Source organism: Roseibacillus persicicus (assembly GCF_014651675.1).
Classification (GTDB): Bacteria; Verrucomicrobiota; Verrucomicrobiia; order Verrucomicrobiales; family Akkermansiaceae; genus Roseibacillus; species Roseibacillus persicicus.
In genome coordinates this window covers 313,749-333,630 of record NZ_BMXI01000001.1, presented here as the reverse complement: position 1 = coordinate 333,630, position 19,882 = coordinate 313,749, and the positions used below count along the sequence as shown (strand labels likewise).

Annotated in this window: 19 protein-coding genes; 7 read left to right on the top strand and 12 right to left on the bottom strand. The window is 57.4% G+C overall.

Annotation, left to right across the window (positions count from 1 at the left end):
* Positions 1–18: 18 nt before the first annotated feature.
* The 3 genes from IE099_RS01285 to IE099_RS01275 form a co-directional block, all read right to left on the bottom strand.
* Positions 19–270: a hypothetical protein gene (locus IE099_RS01285; protein WP_189566598.1), complete on the bottom strand. Its 252-nt coding sequence runs from the start codon at positions 268–270 to the stop codon at positions 19–21.
* Positions 263–904 (bottom strand): RNA polymerase sigma factor, encoded by a 642-nt coding sequence (locus IE099_RS01280; protein WP_189566596.1) that lies wholly within the window; start codon positions 902–904, stop codon positions 263–265. Before IE099_RS01280 ends, IE099_RS01285 begins: the two co-directional genes overlap by 8 nt.
* A 176-nt stretch (positions 905–1,080) precedes the next feature.
* The gene (locus IE099_RS01275; RefSeq protein ID WP_189566594.1) at positions 1,081–2,112 is read right to left on the bottom strand and encodes an HD domain-containing protein; all 1,032 of its coding nucleotides are present in this window, start codon (positions 2,110–2,112) and stop codon (positions 1,081–1,083) included.
* 108 nt (positions 2,113–2,220) lie between these two features.
* Between IE099_RS01275 and IE099_RS01270 the strand changes: the two genes are divergently transcribed.
* Complete coding sequence (locus IE099_RS01270; RefSeq protein ID WP_189566592.1) at positions 2,221–3,147, top strand: hypothetical protein; 927 nt, start codon at positions 2,221–2,223, stop codon at positions 3,145–3,147.
* A 40-nt stretch (positions 3,148–3,187) separates the two neighbouring features.
* Here IE099_RS01270 and IE099_RS01265 read toward each other — a convergent pair whose 3' ends face one another.
* Both IE099_RS01265 and IE099_RS01260 read right to left on the bottom strand, forming a co-directional pair.
* Entirely contained in the window at positions 3,188–4,498 is a 1,311-nt protein-coding gene (locus IE099_RS01265; RefSeq protein ID WP_189566590.1) for a DEAD/DEAH box helicase, read from the bottom strand.
* A gap of 214 nt (positions 4,499–4,712) precedes the next feature.
* Positions 4,713–5,258, bottom strand: coding sequence for a hypothetical protein (locus IE099_RS01260; protein ID WP_189566588.1), 546 nt, complete (start codon positions 5,256–5,258; stop codon positions 4,713–4,715).
* A gap of 93 nt (positions 5,259–5,351) precedes the next feature.
* Here IE099_RS01260 and IE099_RS01255 point away from each other — a divergent pair, with 93 nt between their 5' ends.
* The 4 genes from IE099_RS01255 to IE099_RS01240 are packed head-to-tail and all read left to right on the top strand — an operon-like array spanning position 5,352 to position 7,926.
* The gene (locus IE099_RS01255) at positions 5,352–5,747 is read left to right on the top strand and encodes a hypothetical protein (protein WP_229809336.1); all 396 of its coding nucleotides are present in this window, start codon (positions 5,352–5,354) and stop codon (positions 5,745–5,747) included.
* A gap of 55 nt (positions 5,748–5,802) precedes the next feature.
* Entirely contained in the window at positions 5,803–6,624 is an 822-nt protein-coding gene (locus tag IE099_RS01250; RefSeq protein WP_229809335.1) for an MBL fold metallo-hydrolase, read from the top strand.
* 59 nt (positions 6,625–6,683) lie between these two features.
* Positions 6,684–7,025, top strand: coding sequence for a hypothetical protein (locus IE099_RS01245; RefSeq protein ID WP_189566584.1), 342 nt, complete (start codon positions 6,684–6,686; stop codon positions 7,023–7,025).
* A gap of 19 nt (positions 7,026–7,044) precedes the next feature.
* A complete protein-coding gene (locus IE099_RS01240; RefSeq protein ID WP_189566582.1) occupies positions 7,045–7,926 on the top strand; it encodes an NAD(P)-dependent oxidoreductase in 882 nt (293 codons plus the stop codon).
* Positions 7,927–8,555: 629 nt separating this feature from the next.
* Here the strand turns inward: IE099_RS01240 and hemC are convergent.
* The 4 genes from hemC to rimO form a co-directional block, all read right to left on the bottom strand.
* Complete coding sequence (gene hemC, locus IE099_RS01235) at positions 8,556–9,479, bottom strand: hydroxymethylbilane synthase (RefSeq protein ID WP_189566580.1); 924 nt, start codon at positions 9,477–9,479, stop codon at positions 8,556–8,558.
* Between the two features lie 69 nt (positions 9,480–9,548).
* Positions 9,549–10,859 carry a YiiX/YebB-like N1pC/P60 family cysteine hydrolase gene (locus IE099_RS01230; protein ID WP_189566577.1) on the bottom strand — a complete coding sequence of 437 codons (1,311 nt, stop codon included), beginning with the start codon at positions 10,857–10,859 and terminating at the stop codon, positions 9,549–9,551.
* 102 nt (positions 10,860–10,961) lie between these two features.
* Positions 10,962–11,996 carry a thiamine pyrophosphate-dependent dehydrogenase E1 component subunit alpha gene (locus IE099_RS01225; RefSeq protein WP_189566575.1) on the bottom strand — a complete coding sequence of 345 codons (1,035 nt, stop codon included), beginning with the start codon at positions 11,994–11,996 and terminating at the stop codon, positions 10,962–10,964.
* Between the two features lie 660 nt (positions 11,997–12,656).
* The gene (gene rimO, locus IE099_RS01220) at positions 12,657–14,021 is read right to left on the bottom strand and encodes a 30S ribosomal protein S12 methylthiotransferase RimO (RefSeq protein ID WP_189566573.1); all 1,365 of its coding nucleotides are present in this window, start codon (positions 14,019–14,021) and stop codon (positions 12,657–12,659) included.
* Between the two features lie 98 nt (positions 14,022–14,119).
* Here rimO and IE099_RS01215 point away from each other — a divergent pair, with 98 nt between their 5' ends.
* The gene (locus tag IE099_RS01215) at positions 14,120–14,956 is read left to right on the top strand and encodes a hypothetical protein (RefSeq protein WP_189566571.1); all 837 of its coding nucleotides are present in this window, start codon (positions 14,120–14,122) and stop codon (positions 14,954–14,956) included.
* A gap of 63 nt (positions 14,957–15,019) precedes the next feature.
* On the opposite strand, the gene IE099_RS01210 is transcribed toward IE099_RS01215, so the two are convergent.
* From IE099_RS01210 to nadB, 3 genes are read right to left on the bottom strand one after another with little or no spacing between them, the layout of a single operon-like run.
* A complete protein-coding gene (locus tag IE099_RS01210; RefSeq protein ID WP_189566569.1) occupies positions 15,020–15,280 on the bottom strand; it encodes a hypothetical protein in 261 nt (86 codons plus the stop codon).
* 40 nt (positions 15,281–15,320) lie between these two features.
* On the bottom strand, positions 15,321–15,533 hold the full coding sequence (locus IE099_RS01205; RefSeq protein WP_189566567.1) for a hypothetical protein: 213 nt from the start codon (positions 15,531–15,533) through the stop codon (positions 15,321–15,323).
* Between the two features lie 58 nt (positions 15,534–15,591).
* Positions 15,592–17,208: an L-aspartate oxidase gene (nadB, locus tag IE099_RS01200; protein WP_189566565.1), complete on the bottom strand. Its 1,617-nt coding sequence runs from the start codon at positions 17,206–17,208 to the stop codon at positions 15,592–15,594.
* 412 nt (positions 17,209–17,620) lie between these two features.
* Between nadB and IE099_RS01195 the strand changes: the two genes are divergently transcribed.
* Complete coding sequence (locus tag IE099_RS01195) at positions 17,621–19,624, top strand: vWA domain-containing protein (RefSeq protein WP_189566563.1); 2,004 nt, start codon at positions 17,621–17,623, stop codon at positions 19,622–19,624.
* The last annotated feature ends 258 nt before the right edge of the window (positions 19,625–19,882 follow it).

Genomic DNA, 19,882 nt, shown 5'->3' with positions numbered 1-19,882 from the left:
ATGAATTCCCAGCAGAGATCAAGGCTTGTAGTCTTCGTCGTTGTCCTTGATAGAGCCGAAGAACGCGGCGATCATCGCGGAAATCGCGGAGGAGAATCCGAGAAAGATGAAAGAGCTGGACTCTTTCATGATGGTCTCGGAGATGGCCCGTTGGGTGATCTCCTCGACCCGGCGCTCATTGGGGGGCGCCTTGGCGACTTCATCCCAGCCTGCTTCGGCAAAGAAGTCGTTGAAGACGGAGTCGTCGGGGTTGAATGTTTCTTCAGTCATCGGAATGTTGGAATGTTGGAAGTGGGGGAGCATTATCGAGCCGGGAATATGCTTCTTTAAAGGACTCGAGAGCCCGATAGAGTCGCATCTTGGCTGCACTCAACTTCACGCCCAGAACGTCCGCAGTTTCCTGCAGGGTCAATCCGGTCATAAATTTAAGGACAATCACTTCGCGTTCTGGTTTTTTAAGTTTGGCGAGGGCTTCCTCGACGGCTTGAGAGAGGGCGGCGTTGCGGTTGTCAGCCTCGCGGTCGTCCTCATCATTTGCGGCATGTTCTTCGTAAGCGTTTTGACCCTCACGTTTCCTTGCAAGTTTAGAGATGCGGTTACGGCAGTAATTGTGCACAATTTTATACAGCCAAGTCTTAAAAGATGAACGACCTTGGAACTGATGAATTTTGTGAAAAATCTGTAAAAGGGTGTCTTGGGTGACTTCCTCAGCGTCCTCGGGAGAGCCGATGACTCTGCGGCACGTGTTGAAAATCAATCCCTCATAGCGACGGACAAGCTCCCGATAGGCCGTCAAATCCGACGGCAATTCGGCCTGGCATCTGGCGACGAGGGTAGCATCATCCAAATCTGCTAAATCGGGGGATGGTTCGATGGGTTCCGGGACTGACTTGAGCTTGACCACTTATCTTTCAGGGGGATTCGTTGGGGGCTGGGAGGCTTTCGATTGCTTATAGGTGTCCGAGTGCTCTTTGCAAGCTTTGCACCAAGGGCAAAAGGTTCGAAGTGTGGCTCTATTTTGTGGTTCAAAGCCTTGGAGGGCTCAAGGAAATAAGATCTATTGCCAGGAACGGGCTCTTTTTAATCACTTTGGACAAAGGAGGGCAGCGGAACGACAAGGTTGGACGGCAAAGGAAATTGTCGCTCCAAGATGCCCGGGGCGAGTTCATTGGCCTTTGCGTAGGCATCCTTCATCATTTCATATTTGGCGTCCAGATTGTCAATGTGGTGTAGAGCGTAGGCTTCCGGGGTCCGGGGAAGGGTGGGAGAGCCAAACTCGTGGGTGCCGTGGTGACTGGCAACCAAGTGAAGGAGATGAAGGCGCACCAGCTCGGAGGAGGGAGAAAGCGCTTTCCAACTCTCGTGCTCGGGCTCCTCCTGCAGGTCGCGCCAGAGCTTGTTGACGAGCTCGATGCCCAGAGGGATGTGACCCAGCATTTCGCCAGAGAGTTGAAATCCTTGGGTAAATCCGCTCTCGGGATAGGTGTTTTCCCAAAGCTTGCCGCAATCGTGGAAGAGGACGCCAGCCAGCATCAGATCACGATTCAAGGCAGGATAGACCCCGGCAATGGCGTTGGCAGACCGCATCATCTGGGCAACATGTTCCACCAAGCCGCCGCGTCGGGCGTGATGGTTGCGGCGCGCGGCCGCAGTCCGGCGGAAACGATCGCCGAAGACATTGAGGAAGTGGGCGCAAAGGGCCTTGAGCCTGGGGTCGTGAAGCGAGGCCACAAAGCCCTCGATATCCGCATAATCGGCATTCTGCCGGGCCAGGGTCGCAGGATCTCCAGCCAATAGCTGCTGCATGGCATTGGGATCGAGAAGCGAGAAGGACCACGGGGAGCCATCGATTCCCCACTGGTTGCGGGTGAACTGGCCGTCTACGGCCAAGCCTGCCCCTTCCTTCAATTCCGACAATTGACCGTATTGGGCATGGTCGGCCCAAGCCTTCAGCGTGAGGGAACCGGTGGAATCCGCGAGGGTGATCTCAAGGTAAGGCTTGCCGCTTTTCGTTTCCTTTTCCTTTCGGCCAGCCAGCTGGGCGTGAAATTCCACCGCCAGGGGGGACTCTGAAGTTTGATTGGTGAGCTCGGCGATGGAGAGGCGGGACATGGCGGAAGTCTCCACAGCAGGGTGGGATCTGGCAAGAACGGCGAAAAAAATTCCTATATTTTAGGGACATTTTTCTAGTGTTTCTATCGTTTACTCGTTTCTACCAAGATGACCTCTTTCAATACTTTATCCAAACTGACTGCCATCTCCTGTTTCTTTCTCGCCTTGCCAAAGGTTGAGGCCGAGGTGAGCGCCCTTTCAGAAGGGGACCGACAGGCCCTCATGGAGCGGTTGAAAGAATTGCAGGAAGGCGCGGGGGGAAGGGCGGAGAAGCGTGCGGGAAGCGCGCTGGCTGCCTTTCGCGCAGCGGCGGGAAGTGATGACAAGGCCCACGAGTTCTATCTTTCTTGTGTGGAAAAAGTGCGCTTTCAGGATGAGAAAAAGAGCGCCCAGGACTTTCGGGATTGGAAGCGTCGGCACAAAGACCGTGAGGATAGCGACGGTTTTCGCCGTGTGTTGCGCCATCAACTCAACTGGCTTCTCCTCACCATTGATGCCGCCAATGCCAAAGAGGGCAGCGAGTCCGAGCTTTCCACCAGAGCGGTCACTGCCTTGGATGCCATCCTGGGCGATCCTGTTTTGGAAGGCCCGCAGTTTGGCGCTTTAGAGCAAGACGTGACGAAAACGGTATTCGCTCTGGCCTACGGTCTTCGGGGGGAAGGGAAGTGGCCGGTTTCGCCCATGAAGCTGGAGGACGTTTACAAGAAACACATTCTCCCTCCGCTGGCAGAGAAAAAGGATGTCGCGGCCTATCGGAATGCCTGGGGAAAATGGATGAGCCAAGAAGCCAAGCTCCAAGAGGTGCGAGCCGCCGCCCCGGATAAAGGTGAGCGGTCCGCTGCGTATGAGCGCTTTTTGGTCGAGAAGCGCCCCCAGATGCTTTGGGACCTGGAGAAAGCGATCTTTGAGATGGGGGACCAGAAAGGAGCGGCTCTGGCAATGTTGAGTCATCTGGAGGCACACGCTGGACATGAAAATGAAATCCAGTGGACCAAAGATTTCGCCGCCTACCTTGAGCCCAAGCCATCGGAATAGCTGGTCAGGTCGGCGGGGGGTCGCTTGCGAGCATGCGTTTCTAACGGCGGCGTCGACCGCCGGAGCTCGCGGTTCGGGCATTGCGACGTCCGCCGCCACCACCTCCGCCTTGGCCTCCGCGTCCACCGCGCTGGCCGCCGCCCCGTTGACCTCCGCCACCATTGGCCCGGGTGCCGCCACCTTTGCCGATGGCATGTTTCCCAGCCAGGCTGTCCCAGTGCCAATCGTGGTCTTTCTTCACCTCGATGCGCTGTTTGATGAGCTTTTCAACATCGGTTAGAAGGGCACAGTCATCCTCCGCACAGAAGGAAACCGCACGACCCTTGGCATCAGCACGACCAGTCCGACCAATGCGGTGGACATAAGCTTCCGGCTCCTGGGGAAGGTCGAAGTTGATGACGAGGGTCACGGCTTTGACGTCCACGCCGCGGGCCGCGACGTCGGTCGCCACGAGCACGGGCAACTTGCCAGCGCGAAATTTGTCTAGAGTTCGGTCACGCTGGGCTTGGGAGCGGTTGCCGTGGATCGCCTCGGCTTCGAAGCCGTTTTGCGTAATGAATTTGGCGAGCTTGTTGGCACCGTGTTTCGTCCGGGAAAAGATGATGGTGAGATCGCCTTCACCCTGTTCATCCAAAAGAGAAAGCAGGAGGTTTTTCTTATTCTCACTCGAGAGAAAGGCCACTGAGTGTTCCACGTTGTCGGCGGTCGAGGTCTTGGACTCGATGGTGACTGTAGCGGGATTGTTTAGAATATTGTGGGCTAGTTTGACGATGTTCGGAGCCAGGGTGGCGGAAAAGAACAGCGACTGTCGACGCTTGGGGAGCTCGGACACAATCTTCTGCACATCGCGCAAGAAGCCCATGTCGAGCATGCGGTCGACCTCGTCGAGGACGAAGAATTCCACGTGTGAAAGGTCGATGTAGTTCTGGTTGATGAGGTCCAGCAACCGTCCGGGGCAGGCGACCAGAATGTCCACTCCGTCGCGCATCGCGCGCACTTGCGGATTTTGCCCGACTCCTCCGTAGATGAGGGTGTGCTTGAAGTTGAGATACTGCCCATAGGTTTCCATGCTTTTGCCGACCTGGGTCGCGAGTTCGCGGGTGGGAGTGAGCACGAGAACCCGGGGAGACCGCCGGCGAAGAGGCTTGGGCTCATCATGGAGAAGTTGCAGGATGGGGAGGGAAAAGGCTGCGGTCTTGCCGGTGCCAGTCTGGGCACAACCCAGCAAATCACGACCTTTCAGAAGGATGGGAATGGATTGGGCCTGAATAGGCGATGGAGTGACGTAGTTGCGCTCGGAAAGCGCGCGTTGAATGGGTGCGGCCAAAGGCAGCTCTTGAAAGGTAGACATAGTGTTCGAAGGCCCGGTCTTCTCTCCGCAATGCAGAGGTGGGCGAGGTTCGATGATTGGTTGGGTGAAATCCGAAAACCTACTATCATCGAAGAAGAAGGACTGCGGTCGACTCAACGGAACGAGTCAGGTGACGCAAAATACGCCAAGCGCCTATTAGTTGACATTTTGGCTTATGCAAGAGAATTGCGGTTTCTCTCGCTGAATGTCCTCCTCAGGCCGGACGGCGATTGCGGCGAAGAAGAGGAAATAGCGCCAAGCCGGCGAGAAAAGCCGTGCCAGGCTCGGGAACGGCTCGGATCTCGGTGAAGGTGAAGCCATCCCCCGCAGCTTCTTTGACCCGAAAGTGAAGAAAGTAGCTGTCTGCCGATGCCGGGGCGAAGGCCTTGACGTCGAACGAGACGGTCGCGGTCGAGGAGGTGAAGCCCAGCAGATTGACCTCGTCGTTGAAAGCATTTCCATCAAAGTAGACCGCCCAGAGGCCCCATTCCCCCGCATTCACTTGCCCCGTTGGGACGACGGTCACCAGGGACTCGGTGTCCAGGCCCAATCGGACGGAGCCATCCCTCATCCAACTGACGACCCGATCCTCACTGGCGGCCTCGGAAATGAATGACATTTCGCCACCGGGAAGCAGATTGAGGCTGGAAAAGTGGGGAGTCCCAAAGTTCGATAAATCATCGAGGACATCAATGACCGCCGCATTCGACGCGCTAGCGAGAGTGAGGGAAAAGAGAAGGACGCGGGAAGAAATTTTCATCGGAGCGATGGGAGGGCTCGGGGTTGGTCAGGTGGGTAGTCGTTAGCTCGTCTTGAAACTCAGGGTTGACGAAGGAGTCTACCTTGAATTTCGATGATGGCAATTCGAAGTCAGCGGCTAATTTCGGTCGATATTTCTCAGAAGCTTGGTTTTCATGGCGATGTGGAACGGATTGTTCGCATAGTCATCGAGTGGATTTTTGCCGGAGTTGCGCTCTTCTCGGTCTTGTTCCTCGTTTCCGCAGTGGGTGCCATGGTTTCTAGCCGGGCGGTGGAGATTCGAATGGCAGGCTATCACTACAAAGGCCCCTTCTTCGCCTGCTGGCCTCTTATGACGATTGGGCTGATGGCAGTCGGAGGCGTGGGATTCTATCTCGTAGCGAGCTTTCGCCAAGGACTGGATTCTGTTCGGTGGAGCGGGAAGCGGCAGGAGATTTCTAGCGAGGAGGTTCAGGCGCAGGAATCGCGAGCGCCTTCCGATCAGGGCTAAAAAGGGGAGCTCCTTCTAGACAAAGTCGTCTCTCGCGTTAGCCTTTTTTCAGCTTATGGCAATCATACCACTGGAAGACAATTTTGAGGATGTGCTCGGCAAGGCGATGCGGGGAACGGGGATGTCGCGGGAGATTCTTTCCTCGCTGACCGAGGTGTCCGAGGACGATATCGCGAAACTGGAGGAAGGCGAATTACTTGAGGAACCCCTGCGCCGGATCGCGGCTTCATTGGGGCTGGATGCGGATAGTCTCGTGGAGCGGGCGCAAGGCAGTTGGCAGCCGGAGACCGTCGAAATGGAAGGCTTGCGCCAGTTCATCACTCCTCACAAGGACTACACCGTGGCGTCCTACTTGGTCTGGGATCCGGACTCAATGGAAGCGGCGATGTTCGACACCGGAACCAACGTCGATGATGCCTACTCGCTGGTGCAGGCCCTCGGGCTCAATGTCACCCAGCTTTTCCTGACCCACACCCATAGCGACCACATCAAGGCCGCGTCCAAGATCAAGCGCTGGGGCAAGGTCACCGCCCATACTTTGGGGAAAGAGCCGGCTCCGAACGCCGAGCGTTTTCTGGAAGGACAGGAATTCCGCATTGGCGCTCTCAAGGTGTCCACCCGCCTGACTTGGGGGCATTCTCCGGCTTCGGTGACTTATGTGGTGGACGGCTTGGACCGTCCGGTGGCGATTGTGGGCGATGCCATTTTCGCCCAATCCATGGGTGGCGGAGTGGTCTCCTATCAGGCCGCGCTGGAGACCAACCGGAAGGAGATTTTCACTCTCGCAGACGACACCATCATTTGTCCTGGTCATGGTCCGATGACCTCGGTGGCGGAAGAAAAGGCGCACAATCCGTTTTTTCCTGAGTTGAAGTGAAGGAGGAAAGGCCAGCCAAGGACGCGCCGAGAAAGCTCGGTGCCGGAGAGAGGGTGGGAGTGATTTTGAATACTCTGTTGCTTTCGGGTTGGGTGGTCTTTTTCCTTCTGGGATCGGTGGAAGGGATTCGCAGTGGTGATTCGGTGTATGTGGAATACGATGCGAAAGCCCAGAACGCGAAGCCGGGGAAATTTGAGGATAACTTGCGAGTTGAATTGATTAGCGACCGTGAAGAGGGCGAGAGTCGGTATATTCGCATGCGGATAGAAAAAGAGAGGACATGGTTCTCTTGGGCGGTGGCCTTTTTGGGAGGAGGGGGTGTCTTTTGGTTGCTTTGGTCAGCTAAGGTGCGCAATCCGGGACCCAAACCCGAGAAGTGGAAGCCTGATCTTTGGGGATAAATTTTTAACAATACAGAATATGAAAACAGTAGCATTTGTAGGAGTGGGGCGCATGGGCGCGAATATGGCACGACACCTGAAGTTGGATTGTGGCTACGACGTGACTGCCGTCTATGATGTGAATCGTGAAGCAGCCGAGTCTCTCGCTGAAGAGCTGGGTTCCAAGGTAGCGGAGACGCTGCCGGAGGTGACCGCGGCGGCCGATATTATTTTCACGGTGGTGACCAATGACGATGCCATGCGGGGGATCTTCCTTGGTTCCGACGGGTTGTTAGAGGGGGCCGATGGGAAGACCTTTATCAATTGCGCGACTCTCTCGCCCGGGATTCATGCCGAGGTGGCGGAAGCGGGCAAGGCAGCCGGGGCGGAGGTCTTGGAAGCGGCCATGGCTTCAAGCATCAGCCAGGCTCGCGAAGGCAGCCTTTACCTCATGATTGGGGGAGAGGAGAGTGTCTTTGAGTCGAACAAGAAGCTTTTGGAAGATCTGTCCATCAACCTGCGTCACTGCGGTCCCATTGGGAAAGCTGCTGAGGTGAAGGCCCTGGTCAATATGGTGATGAACATCAACACCGCGGGCTTGGCGGAAGGCTTGGGATTGGCGGAGGCCTTGGGATTGGACCTCGCGATGGTGCGGGAAGTCTTTTCCCAGACCGGAGCCAACTCGCGGGTCTTGGAAACGGACGCCGAAGACATGGTTGCTCGTGATCACGATTGCTGGTTTTCTGCCGAGCACGCTGCGAAGGACTCTGGAATTGCTTCTGATCTCGCGGTGGCGGCCGGTCTGAATCTCCCCGTCAACAATGCCACCCGCGCCCAATATGACGCCATGGTCGCCAAAGGCCTCGGTGGACTCGACAAAAGCGGAATCGCCGAACTGACTTTCAAAGGCCGGGGAAACTGAAGCAGCGGTTAGACGTTCTCCGGTAGGGTCCCTTTGATAAAGGGACCGCGAGTGTTCTGGGGTGCGCGAACGGTTCACTCGCGGACGAAGAGCGATAGCCTAGGGACCTTCCCCGAACATTCGCGGCTGTTTTGGCAAAACAGCCCTACCGACGAAGCAGCCTTACCGCTCGCCGCCTCTTTGGTGACTGCAAGAAGTGATCGACTTTCTGGAGTGCGCGCCGCTTGCTGCCGCTCTGAGGTGGATGGGTTCGTTCTTCAACCCCCCCCCTGGACCGAGCAAAGCTTGCTTGCTCGTCCTCCCTACCGCCACGAATTCAGAGAGAAAAAACGCCCAATCAACCAAAGCCTTCCCTCGCACTCTCGACGCTCTCCGGTAGGGACCTTTTGACAAAAGGTCCGCGAGTGGTCAGGGGTGTTCGAACGGTTCTCTCGCGAACGACGGCCCGGGGACCTTCCCCAAACCATCGCAGCTGTTGTATCAAAACAGCCCTACCGGTGGAGGCTGCTGACTCGTTTATCGGCCCGAAAAATTGAGGGGACGGTTCGGTGGGGCGAGTGGGGGCACTCGCGGTCCGGCAGTGCCCCCATCAAAGCCCTTGACAGGGCATATCAAAAACAACCCTACGCTTACGCCAACCTCTCAAAAAGACTCTGCGCCACTTGTAGAGCCTGAGTCGCTGGGCCCTCAGCGCGGGCTTCGGTATGGCTACCATTTTCCTCAAAGACTCTCGCGAAGAGACGAAGCTGACCATCTACCACCTGCGAGTCCACTCCCACCGGGGTATCACAACCAGCCTGCAGCAAGGCTAGAAAGTGTCTCTCCGCCGTGATGCGAATCATGGTCTCCTCATGATTGATCGCGGCCAGAATCTCACGCGCGGTCTCGTTGCTCTTGAGAATTTCCATCGCCACCGCTCCTTGCCCCGCAGCGGGAAGAAACTCAGCCCGGTCTAACAGATGCGCGGTGAGGGTATCGCCGTTCTCTGTCTGAAGCTCGCCTTGAGTGTTGTATCCAAGTCTCACCAATCCCGCTTCCGCCAAAATCGTGCCGTCCAGTTCGGGCTGGTCGACTACCTTTTGCAAGCGAGTAGGGACATTGCCGCGAATGTCCACCACCTTCAGGTCCGGGCGCAGGTGCAGGAGCTGAAGCTTGCGACGCACCGAGGAGGTGCCAATCGTCGCACCCGAGGGTAAGTCTAGCAGCGAGGGACCCCGCGTGATGAGGATGTCGCCTGTTGGGGCCCGGGGAAGCACCGCGCAGACCTCGAATTCGGGTTCCAGAATAGTGGGCACGTCCTTGAGGGAGTGAACCGCAAAGTCAATCTCACCATCTAACAGAGCTACCTCCAGCTCCTTGATGAAAACCCCTTTGTCCACCACACCCGATGCGGCCGCAACGGCGGCAAGTGGTACGTCGGTTCGCTTGTCACCGGTGGTGACGATGACTTGGCGGGTGAGGTCGCAGTGACCCGCGAGGGCCGTTTCGGTCATCTCGGCTTGGCAAAGGGCCAGCGCGCTGCCCCGTGTGCCGAGGGTAAGGTGAGTGGACATGATTTGGAAAAAAGGGGAAAGGTGGGAAGTTGAAAGCCAAGTGCCTCAAGGGCAAAGGTTTTGTGAACCTTATTGCAGCGGTGGTCCAGCCAAGAACCGTTCGGCTGCGGCAGGCCCTTCACTCAGCTTTTCGCAATCGGGACCAAAGTAGCCCACCACCTCGAACTTTTCGCTCGCGAGCGCTTGTTGGATGAGGTCTTCAGCGGAAAGACAGAGACGGCCGGCCTTTTCCCCCAAGGTAAAGCCGACCCCCGCTTGCCCGTGCCAGCACCGATAGATCAGGGCCGTGCAGGCCAGCCGGTGCGATTGACGAAAGTCGAAAGCGAAATCGTAGAGCTTTCCAACGTGGCCAAAGGCTCGCTCCGCGGCTCCTTCCCGGATATTGGCGCCGAACTTGCCCCGCAGGACCAGGAAGGCGTCGACGGAGAGGGTCTCGTTGAGGGGTCGCAGTTTTACGCCATCCTTGCGAGCCTCAACCACTTCTCCCTCGCCATTTCCCAGTTTCCCCACAAAAAGAGCCGCGTGGGGCCAAAAGCCGGGCATGAAGAGATTGCTCAAGGCATCGCGATGGCGGGTCACGATAATGTCGCCGGGTTCTAACAGCTCGGAGGCGCAGTCGCATTGGGTGAGGGCGCGTTTGGGTAACCGGCGAAGACCCGCAGTGGGATCCCGCAGCTCCGAGACCGTGCGTCCGCCAAATTCGAAAAGTTGAAACATGGTCTGCTCGAAGCCGGTGCGGTGACGGCGGCGAAAGGAATGGATTCGGTAGCGGATCCGGTGCTTCCAGTATTCGCGGCGCCGCGTTTCCATAAACGGTTCCTCTGCCGCCAGCAGGGTCACGATTTCACCGAGTTCGGGATCGTTGTGCAGATCGTGAATCTCTTGCTTGTTGCGGTCGTAGAATTGCCACGCTTCATGGAATTTCCACATGCGGCGCACCGAGCTCTGCAAGCGATAGACTTGGGTGAAGGCCTTGCGGGGGATTCCGAATCGGGGCTCAGCCTCGTCCAGCTTGCGACGCACGACCTTGCGGCCTTCCGCCATCCCAATCATGAACAATCCGCTACGCACCAGGAAGCACGCCGCCGTGAATCCCACGATAAAGACCCGCAACTGTTCTTGTCGCTCCAGTTTTCTTCCCATGTCCACCCAAGGCTCCATCCGGCCAACCACCCCGCGCAGGGCAGTGCGGACCTCCAGATATTGGGCAAAGACCTCGCGTAGGCGCTCGTCTTCGTCGGGCAGGTAGTATCCTCGTTCTTGCGCCGCCTCAGCATCGGCAATTTCTTGCTGCAAGTTTGTGCGCTTCGGCATCACGGGGGCAATCGCGAGCAAGGTGTCGCGGCTACTTTCGATTTCGTGGGCAAGAATGGCGGACATGTTCCACGTTCATCTTGCCGAAAAATGCTCTTGGTAGACAGCTGAAAAAGCGGCCTCTTTTTGACTCGTGATGAGCAGGTTGCTGGAGCTGGAGTGAGCTTTTTATTCGAAAAAATACTGGCCCGAAAGCGGGCCGGTCTGGTGGTCGACCTCCCAGTAGATGTGTTTAAGAAGGTCGTCCGCAGAGGGAGGGGGACTGGTCTTGGCTAACACGGCTGCGGCGTCGGCTTCTTTTAGATAGTGCTTCGATAGATCGAACGCTTCTTTTTCGGTGAGGAGTTGGCAGGCGATGAGTTGGTTTTTCCAATTGGTGAGCGGGTCGTGGTGCTTCTTTTCAAACTCGATTTCGTCTGACGTTCGGTAGCGCTTGGCGTTGGCATCGGCGATTGTGAATCCGTAGTAGCGATAGGTTTTGATCTCGACCACGGTAGGACGATGTTCGCGGCGGGCGCGCTCCAGAGCGGGTGCGAGACGATCACGTAGAAGCAAAAGGTCGCTCCCGTCCTCAATGAGATCCCAAGCCATATCATAATTCTCGGCACGTTGGGCAAAATTGGTTTTGAGGGCCGAGTGTCGGGGGACGGAGGTGCCCATGCTGAACTGGTTGTTTTCAATCACGAACACAACCGGCAGATTGAACAGGGAGGCCAGATTGAGGGCCTCGTGAAAGGCTCCTTGGTTGGTGGCGCCATCGCCCAGGATACACAGCGCCACGCCTGGCTTTTCCTGATATTTCAATGCAAAGGCGAGCCCGGTGGCCACGGGGGCTTGCGCCCCTGCACTGGCGAAACTGCCGTGGAAGTGATGCTGGGGTCCGAAGATCCCGAACATTCCGCCTTTGCCCTGCGCGCACCCTTCGAGCTTGCCGAAAAGCTCCGCCATGATGCTGGAGGCGGGAACGCCCATGGCGAGAGCATAGGCGATTGAGCGAGGGCCGCAAATCAGGTGGTCGTGCTCGCTCATGAGGCTCTTGAGGGCGACCGGAATGCCTTCTTGTCCAGCGTTGAGAAGGAGAAAACCTCCCATGTGGCCCGCGTTGTAGTGGAAAAGTGCTCGAACTTGGAAACGGCGGATCCGCATGAGCTCATGAAAGAGGTGAACTTTCTCTGTGTCACTGAGCGGGGGCGCGGTAGTCATTGCGCTACGAGGATGGCAGGGTGTTGGCGAGAGAACAATTGGGAATGACTCCGTCGGTAGGGCTGTTTTGATCAAACAGCCGCGAGTGTTGGGGGAAAGTCCTTGGGCCTGCTGCCGGCGTCCGCGAGAAAACCGTTCGAGCATCCCTGACCACTCGCGGAGCCTTTGTCAAAAGGTCCCTACCGGAGCGTGGACATTCTTGTCCATGAGCAGAGACTCGGGGTGTCAGAGGCTACGTTGGGATGGATTGGGTGTGGACGGACCGTCCCAGGGACAGGAATGTCCCTGCTCCGTCGGTAGGGCCGTTTTGCCAAAACAGCCGCGAATATTCGGGGAAGGTCCTTGGGTCTGCTGCCGGCGTCCGCGAGAAAACCGTTCGAGCACCCCAGACCACTCGCGGACCTTTTGTCAAAAGGTCCCTACTGGGGAGCGTCGAGAGTGCGAGGGCGGGATCTGATCGTTTGGGAGTTTTTTCTCTTTGAATTCGTGGCGGTAGGGAGGACGAGCAAGCGAGCTTTGCTCGGTCCGGGGTCGTTGCAGAACGAACCCATCAACCTCAGAGCGGCAGCAAGCGGCGCGCACTCCAGAAAGCCCTCCCCGGAGTTCTGGTCGATTGGACTCGATTGGCTCTTGAGCAGGGTTGCCGCTGCTTGGGGTCTGCTACTTTGCGATGAGGTCGTAGCCGCGTTGGTCGGTGACGGTGACGTCGATGAACTCGCCGACGGGGGCGTCCATGGGGACGAAGACGCGGCCGTCAATGTCGGGGGCATCCCACATGCTGCGGGCGATTCCTTCTTCCTCCACCAATACGCGAATCGTTTTGCCCAAGGCCTTGTCGTTCACTTTCTGGGCGATCTTGTCGATGGCACTGGTGAGCTCGCGATGGCGTTTCTTGATGGTCATGTGGTTGATGTGACCCTCATGTTTAAAGGCGCGCGTTCCTTCTTCCTTGGAATACTGGAAGATGCCGCAACGCTCGAACTGGAAGGTGTTGATGAACTCTAACAGCTCGTCGTGATCGGCTTGAGTCTCGTTGGGGAAGCCGGTGATGAAGGTGGTGCGAATGGCGAGATCGGGGATGCCGTCGCGCATGCGTTGCAAGAGGTCGCGAATGTATTGTCCGTCGGTCTTGCGGTTCATCAGCTTGAGCATGTGGTCGCTGATGTGCTGTAAGGGAATATCCACATAGCGAGCCACCTTGGGGCATTCCGCGATGGTCTGGATGAGCTCGTCCGACCAGTGGGCGGGGTGGGTGTAGAGAATCCGGATCCAGAAGTCGCCTTCCAAATCGTTGAGCGCGCGTAGCAGGGAGGCGAGGGAGTCGCCGCGACTGGAATCCACTCCGGAGGTCGGGTTGGGGCGCTTGCCTTCCCACAGATCCATCCCGAAGTAGGTAGTGTCCTGGGAGATGAGGTTGATCTCTTTCACCCCGCTGGCAATGAGCCCCTTGGCCTCTTGCACGACCGAGTCCTGGGTCCGCGAGCGGTGCTGACCACGAATCTTGGGGATGATGCAGAAGGCGCAGGTGTGGTTGCAGCCTTCCGCAATCTTTAGGTAGGCCATGTGGTTAGGCGTCAGGCGAAAGCGCGGGGTCTTGTAGTCGGGGATGTAGCGGGACTTGGCGGTGACGGTATCGATGGAGGCCGCGTCGGCATCTTTTTCCAAAGCCTGTCGCACGATGGAGGTCACGCTTTCGATTTGGTCGAGACCGATGAAGGCGTCGACCTCGGGCAAGAGTCCGGGAAGGTCTTTCTGGAAGCGTTGGGAGAGGCAGCCTGCCACGATGATCTTCTGCTTTTCGCGGGCGGGGTCTTCCGCGCGGTCATTGACGGCCTCGATGATGGTGCCGACGGACTCGTCCTTGGCGACATCGATGAAGGAGCAGGTGTTGATGATGAGCACATCCGCCAGTTCGGGATCGGGGATCAGGGTCATGCCATCATTGCGCAGATGTCCGAGCATGATTTCCGAGTCGATGAGGTTCTTGGCGCAACCAAGGGAGATGAGTCCGATTTGAGTAGGCATTGTGGTGTCGGGCGGCAGCTTAACCGGAGATGGCCGCAGAGGAACGCAGATTTTAGGAGAAAATTTGAAGCGCGGAGACTCGGGCTCGTCCAAGCAGAATGGGAACCATCAAGTCGACCGTGTTGTGGGGTGCTTTTGTTTGTTGCGGCTGGGCTTGGGGGCAGGACGCCGAGCCGAAAACGGCGGGAAATCAGGCTTCGAACGACCCTTTTGCTGACGATACCACGCTGGGTGGGGGGCTGGGCTATTCCGGTGGAATTTCTCCCGAACGGAAAGATCGCGTGACTGCCACCTTGTTGATCCGCAGCGAGATCTACGAGATTAGTGCTCTCAAAGCCGTGGAACTGCTGGATGAATATGAGGAAGATGTGGTCGCATTGAGAGCCGCGCTCCTCAAATTGGCCGCGAAAAAGGAGGTCGAACTGGTCGATACTTGCGCGCTTCGGGCTGATGCGGGAATCACGGCCTCGGCGGAGGGGATTGCGGAGACCATTTATCCTACCGAATATGAGCTCCCGGAGGTCCCCCAGATACTTGCCAGCATCACTCAGGAGGAAGCTGCCAGTGAGCCTGTGCCGGGCAAAGACATCGCCTTGCGTTTCCTGCAGGAGGTGGCCAACGACGCCACCCCCACGGCGTTCGAGACTCGCAATACGGGATCGACGACTGAAACCGAAGTTCGCACCGTGGAGGCGGAGGAGGGAACCTGGGATGTGCGCTGGGCTCCCGAGATGGTGCAATTGGCGGGGGAATCCAGCTGGCAGGACGGCGCGCTGACCATGCCGATCTTTACCAGCTCCCGCTTGAACAGTTCCTTTCGGGTGAAAGACGGGGCGTGGACTCTCACCGGGATGATGGCGGTGGGAAGAGTGGAGGGTGGAATTGATGCTGAGAAGAAAAGGATCTTTCTCCTGCGGGTTAAAAGAGTCCGATAGATACAAAAAAATCCGGTGGCCTGTTCGGCTCACCGGATTTCACCTCAATGGAGAAGTTAAGTGTTAGAAGCTTTGGAAGGCACCCTTGAGTGAGCGAACTCCCCATACCGCACGGCTGGCGTCGGTCACGGTATCAACTGCGTTTTGGCGCTTCATGGACTCGGTCCGCACGTTGTCGCGCTGCACGTAGTTTTGTTTGCCGGACTGCTTGAACTCAGCATCGGAGATAACCCCGTCACCATTGAGGTCGGCAACGGAAGCATTTTGGACAGACGAGCAACTGGCAAGTGCTGCGATGGGAACGATTAGAAGTAGTTTTTTCATCTTGGTTCGTATGTTGTTGAGGTTGGATTGTTTTGACTGACTAGTAGTAGTTGCGGCCGTATCCGTGGAAGCCGCCAAAGCGGTCGTCATATCCTTGCACCCCGGTGGGGTTGGGGGTGGGGGTCACGGCTTCTTGGCGCTCGACCTCTTCCACATTGACGCGTGGAGTCATTTGACCGTAGCCCAATTGACCCGTGCACGAAACCAAGCCGAGGGCGGCAAGACTAGCTAGAATGAGAAATGTATTCTTCATAATCTTCAGTAGCATAGTCATTTCAACCGGAGTTCGTCGACCGTGTTTTCCAAAAAATCTAGAATCTTCGGAGAACGGTATCCCGCTGGAAACTTTCCCGTGGTTCAGGATAGTCCAGGGTGTAATGGATTCCGCGTGACTCCTTTCGGCGAATGGCGCAATCGATGATGAGTGACGCGCAGGCGACGAGATTGCGAAGCTCGAGGATGTCGGGATTGACGCGATGACCCCAATAGAATTCGCGGACTTCTTTCTTGAGATTGCGGAGTCGGGTGGAGGCGCGACGGAGACGATTGTCGGTGCGCACGATGGACACATAGTCCTGCATCGTGCGGCGCAGCTCATCCCAGTTGTGGTAAATGTTGACCAGCTCGTCAGGGGCGGCGGTGTCCCCGTATTCCCAATCCGGGATGTCTGGGGCGGGGAGAGTGTCTTTGCCGGGAGGATAAAGTCGCAGGATCTCCGCGAGGGCCCGGCGCGCCATCACGTTGCCTTCTAACAAGCTGTTAGATGCCAAACGGTTGGCCCCGTGCAGACCGGTGCAAGCGACTTCTCCGATGGCAAAGAGGCCGCGAATGGTGGTCTTGCCCTCGATGTCGGTTTGCACCCCACCGCATTGATAGTGTGCAGCCGGAACAACGGGGATGGGGTCTTGGGTGGCATCGTGGCCAAAGTCGACCAAGGTCCGGTGGATGAAGGGAAAGCGTTCCGCAAAGTGGTCTCCCAGCGAACGAACATCCAAGTAGACACAGGGGGCTCCGGTTTTCTTGAGCTCGTGGTCGATGGCTCGGGCGACAATGTCCCGGGGAGCGAGCGAGCCGCGTTCGTCGTGGTCTTTTACGAACTCGTGGCCTTCCGCATTGATCAGCTTGGCACCCTCGCCGCGCACTGCTTCGGAGACGAGGAAAGAGCGGGCCTCGGGACCAGTGGCGCCGGGGTTGTAGAAGCAGGTGGGGTGAAATTGCACGAACTCCATATTCGCAATGGTCGCGCCGGCTCGCCACGCCATCGCCAGCCCATCGCCGGTGGCGGAGTCGGGATTGGTGGTGTAGAGATAGGTTTTCCCGCATCCTCCCGTCGCCAGAACAACCCGGTCCGAGCGAAAGATTTTCACCTCTCCCGTCTCCTTATCCAGCACATAGGCTCCCAGCACCCGGTCTTCAGTCGCCGAGCCCAACTTGGCCGTGGTGACCAGGTCGATGGCGAAGTGGTCTTCCAGGAGAGTCAGGTTCGGGGTCTGGCGGGCGGTCTCTACGAGGGACTCCGCAATCTCGCGACCAGTGGTGTCCTTGGCATGCAGAATCCGGCGCTGGGAATGCCCGCCCTCTTTGCCGAGGGAGAATCGGGTGGGATCATTTTCATCCTTATCAAAGTCCGTGCCCCACGCGACCAGCTCCTCAATGGTTTCGGCTCCTTCTTCCAAGATGGTGCGGGTGGCGTCCTCGTGGCAAAGCCCCGCTCCGGCATCGAGAGTGTCGGCGAGGTGCTTTTCCAAGGAGTCGCCCGGTTCGCGAAGCCCCGGCGGGAGGAGGGCGGAGATCCCGCCTTGCGCCCATGCGGTGTTGGAGTTCAGGAGCTTGCCCTTGGTAATGACGGTGACGCTGCCATGCGCGGCCGCCTTGATGGCAAAAGAGAGGCCCGCAATTCCGGAGCCAAGGACGAGAAAATCGGTCATAGGGTTGTTGGAGGGCCACTTTAGCCGATTTTCGGGAAAAGAAAGAGGCTAGATTTTCCTCAATGAGGGGATTTTCCCTGTTGTTCCAAAGTCTTTTCGGGTGAGGGGACTCCTGTGGTCAGCAGTTGCGAAAAGCTGCCGCTGTTTTTGACAATATGGCGTTGGGATGAAGCTGCCTGTTTGGTCTGCAGATAGACTGTGCTTTTTCCCAGGTTTTGGATGGAAGAAGATATACTTTTTTGCTTTTAGTAAGTTGATGGGGATCTCCAGAAGTTGAGTGAATGTGACACTTTCTTGAGAATGGTTTCACCTGATCTCGGTTCTTGGAGTTCTCACTCTTTGTTCTCTTCCATTCGAACAATCAAGAATCCGATTCTCATAAGCAATCTCACAACCCGACAGACTTCTTCTCATGAAAACTCTATTCACCTTACTCGCCACGGCTACCTTCTCCCTAGGCGATACCCCTCAAGCGATCATCGTGCTCGATGCCTCGGGCAGCATGTGGGGTCAGATTGAAGGAAAGGCCAAAATCGAAATTGCGCGCGATGTCATCGCCGAGCTCTTGGCCGACTTGCCTTCGGACTTGGAATTAGGGCTGGTGGCCTATGGTCATCGGCGGGAAGGGGATTGCGATGACATCGAGCTTCTCATTCCTCCGGGAAAGGTGGATCGCGCGAAGTTTCAGGACACGGTGAACAACATTGTGCCCAAGGGAAAGACACCCCTCACTGCTTCGGTCGAGTTCGCGGCGCAGGCCCTTAATTTCGCGGAGGAGAAAAGCTCCGTGATTCTCGTCACCGATGGGCTGGAGAACTGCGACCGCGATCCTTGTGCCACCGCCAAGATGTTGGAGGAGCAAGGCATCGACTTCACCGCGCATGTCGTGGCCTTTGACCTCACGGCCAAGGACGCCCTCACCGTGGAATGTCTGGCGACCGAGACTGGAGGACAGTTCTTGCCTGCTGGAGATGCCGCGTCGCTGGCCACCGCGATTGGAATGGCGGTCGACACTATCGTCACGCCCGAGGAAGAGGTGGAAGTGGAGCCCATCCTGGAGAATCCGGTTACTCTAACAGCACCCGATACAGTTGCTGCGGGGGCGCGCTTCGAAGTGGGCTTTGCGTTCGAAGGAGAGGGCAAGGGGCATGAGCGAGACTTCATCACCATTGTTCCCATCGACACCGAAGAGCGGCTCTGGGACAACTACAGCTACACGCGGGATGGCAGTCCGGTGGAAATCACCGCGCTTCCCGACCCTCAGAAAGCCGAGATTCGCTATCTTTCCGGACAAACCCGCAAGACCTTGGGGTGCCGTCCCATCGAGTTGACCGCCGTGACCGCGACTGTGAGCGCGGCGACTGAAGCGACTGCTGCCTCGCAGGTGGAGATCACGTGGACTGGTCCTGCCTATCCCGGGGACTTCATCACCATCGTCAGCAAGGATGCCGAAGAGAAAACCTGGGCCAAATACGCCTACGTCAAGCCGGGTGAGTCCGTGGTCAAAGTCGCGGGTCTGCCCACCGCAGGTCCCTGCGAGATTCGCTATCTTTTGGGTCAGGATCGCACCACGCTGGCTCGCGCGGACATTCTTCTCACCGAAGCTGCGGCGACTCTTTCCGCGCCCGAGTCCGTAGTCGTCGGCTCGACCGTGCCCGTGGAGTGGACGGGCCCCATGACGCCGGGAGATTTCATCACCATCGTGACCAAGGACACCCCCGAGAAAAAGTGGGCGAAGTATGCCTATGCCGATGAGAAAAATCAGCCGGCCCAAATCCAAGCTCCCATGACCCCGGGCGCTGCCGAGATTCGCTACATCGTGGGTCAGGGGCGCGAAACCCTTGCTCGGGTCGATATTGAGCTCACCGAAGCGACCGTGACCTTGTCTGCTCCCGAAACCATCGTCGCGGGATCGGATGTGGAAATCGAGTGGACGGGGCCGAACAACGCGGGCGATTTTATAACCGTGGTGCCCAAGGACTTGCCCGAGAAGAAATGGGCAAAGTATGCCTACACCGATATCGGTTCGCCCCTAAAGGTCGCCGCGCCCCTCGATGCGGGGGAGGCGGAAATCCGCTACATTGCAGGTCAAGGTCGCGACACCCTCGCTCGCATTCCCATCACCATCGAAGCCCCGACCATCGTGCTCACGGCGGCCGCCAGCGCCGAAGCTGGGAGCAAGGTGAACGTCGAGTGGACCGCGCCCAATAATCAGGGCGACTTCATCACCATCGTGCCCAAAAACACTCCCGAGAAGAAGTGGCTGAAGTATGTCTACGCCAACGCAGAGTCACCTGCCGGGATTGAGGCCCCAGACGAGGCTGGAGAGGCTGAGATTCGCTACATAGCAGCCCAAGATCGCCGCACCCTGGCTCGCGTTCCGATTACCATCACACCCTCGAGCAAAGAGGAGTAGAGGGGGAAGATAGAGAAGCTCCTGAGAGCCAAAGGCTGGAAAAGATTTCGCTAGCAGCAGCTTGTCTGCTGCGGAGTCATGGTGCCCCGAAGGGCTCATCTTAAAACGAGGAAACCCGCTAGGCCTTGGAGACTTAGCGGGTTTCGAAAGTGGTACGTGGACTGGGATTCGAACCCAGGATTCGATTCCTTGTGTCCATTACGTTCGAGGAGGTGCTGTAATCCTTGTTAAATCAATGAATCGTATTTTGGTGAACGT

Excerpts from the sequence above, each read along its gene's own strand:
- IE099_RS01215 (WP_189566571.1), top strand. The coding sequence starts at position 14,120 with ATGGGAACCATCAAGTCGACCGTGTTGTGGGGTGCTTTTGTTTGTTGC.
- hemC (WP_189566580.1), bottom strand. The coding sequence starts at position 9,479 with ATGTCCACTCACCTTACCCTCGGCACACGGGGCAGCGCGCTGGCCCTT.
- IE099_RS01205 (WP_189566567.1), bottom strand. The coding sequence starts at position 15,533 with ATGAAGAATACATTTCTCATTCTAGCTAGTCTTGCCGCCCTCGGCTTG.
- IE099_RS01240 (WP_189566582.1), top strand. The coding sequence starts at position 7,045 with ATGAAAACAGTAGCATTTGTAGGAGTGGGGCGCATGGGCGCGAATATG.
- nadB (WP_189566565.1), bottom strand. The coding sequence starts at position 17,208 with ATGACCGATTTTCTCGTCCTTGGCTCCGGAATTGCGGGCCTCTCTTTT.
- IE099_RS01210 (WP_189566569.1), bottom strand. The coding sequence starts at position 15,280 with ATGAAAAAACTACTTCTAATCGTTCCCATCGCAGCACTTGCCAGTTGC.
- IE099_RS01255 (WP_229809336.1), top strand. The coding sequence starts at position 5,352 with ATGATGGCAATTCGAAGTCAGCGGCTAATTTCGGTCGATATTTCTCAG.
- IE099_RS01225 (WP_189566575.1), bottom strand. The coding sequence starts at position 11,996 with ATGACTACCGCGCCCCCGCTCAGTGACACAGAGAAAGTTCACCTCTTT.
- IE099_RS01195 (WP_189566563.1), top strand. The coding sequence starts at position 17,621 with ATGAAAACTCTATTCACCTTACTCGCCACGGCTACCTTCTCCCTAGGC.
- IE099_RS01230 (WP_189566577.1), bottom strand. The coding sequence starts at position 10,859 with ATGTCCGCCATTCTTGCCCACGAAATCGAAAGTAGCCGCGACACCTTG.
- IE099_RS01260 (WP_189566588.1), bottom strand. The coding sequence starts at position 5,258 with ATGAAAATTTCTTCCCGCGTCCTTCTCTTTTCCCTCACTCTCGCTAGC.
- IE099_RS01285 (WP_189566598.1), bottom strand. The coding sequence starts at position 270 with ATGACTGAAGAAACATTCAACCCCGACGACTCCGTCTTCAACGACTTC.
- rimO (WP_189566573.1), bottom strand. The coding sequence starts at position 14,021 with ATGCCTACTCAAATCGGACTCATCTCCCTTGGTTGCGCCAAGAACCTC.
- IE099_RS01270 (WP_189566592.1), top strand. The coding sequence starts at position 2,221 with ATGACCTCTTTCAATACTTTATCCAAACTGACTGCCATCTCCTGTTTC.
- IE099_RS01265 (WP_189566590.1), bottom strand. The coding sequence starts at position 4,498 with ATGTCTACCTTTCAAGAGCTGCCTTTGGCCGCACCCATTCAACGCGCG.
- IE099_RS01250 (WP_229809335.1), top strand. The coding sequence starts at position 5,803 with ATGGCAATCATACCACTGGAAGACAATTTTGAGGATGTGCTCGGCAAG.
- IE099_RS01275 (WP_189566594.1), bottom strand. The coding sequence starts at position 2,112 with ATGTCCCGCCTCTCCATCGCCGAGCTCACCAATCAAACTTCAGAGTCC.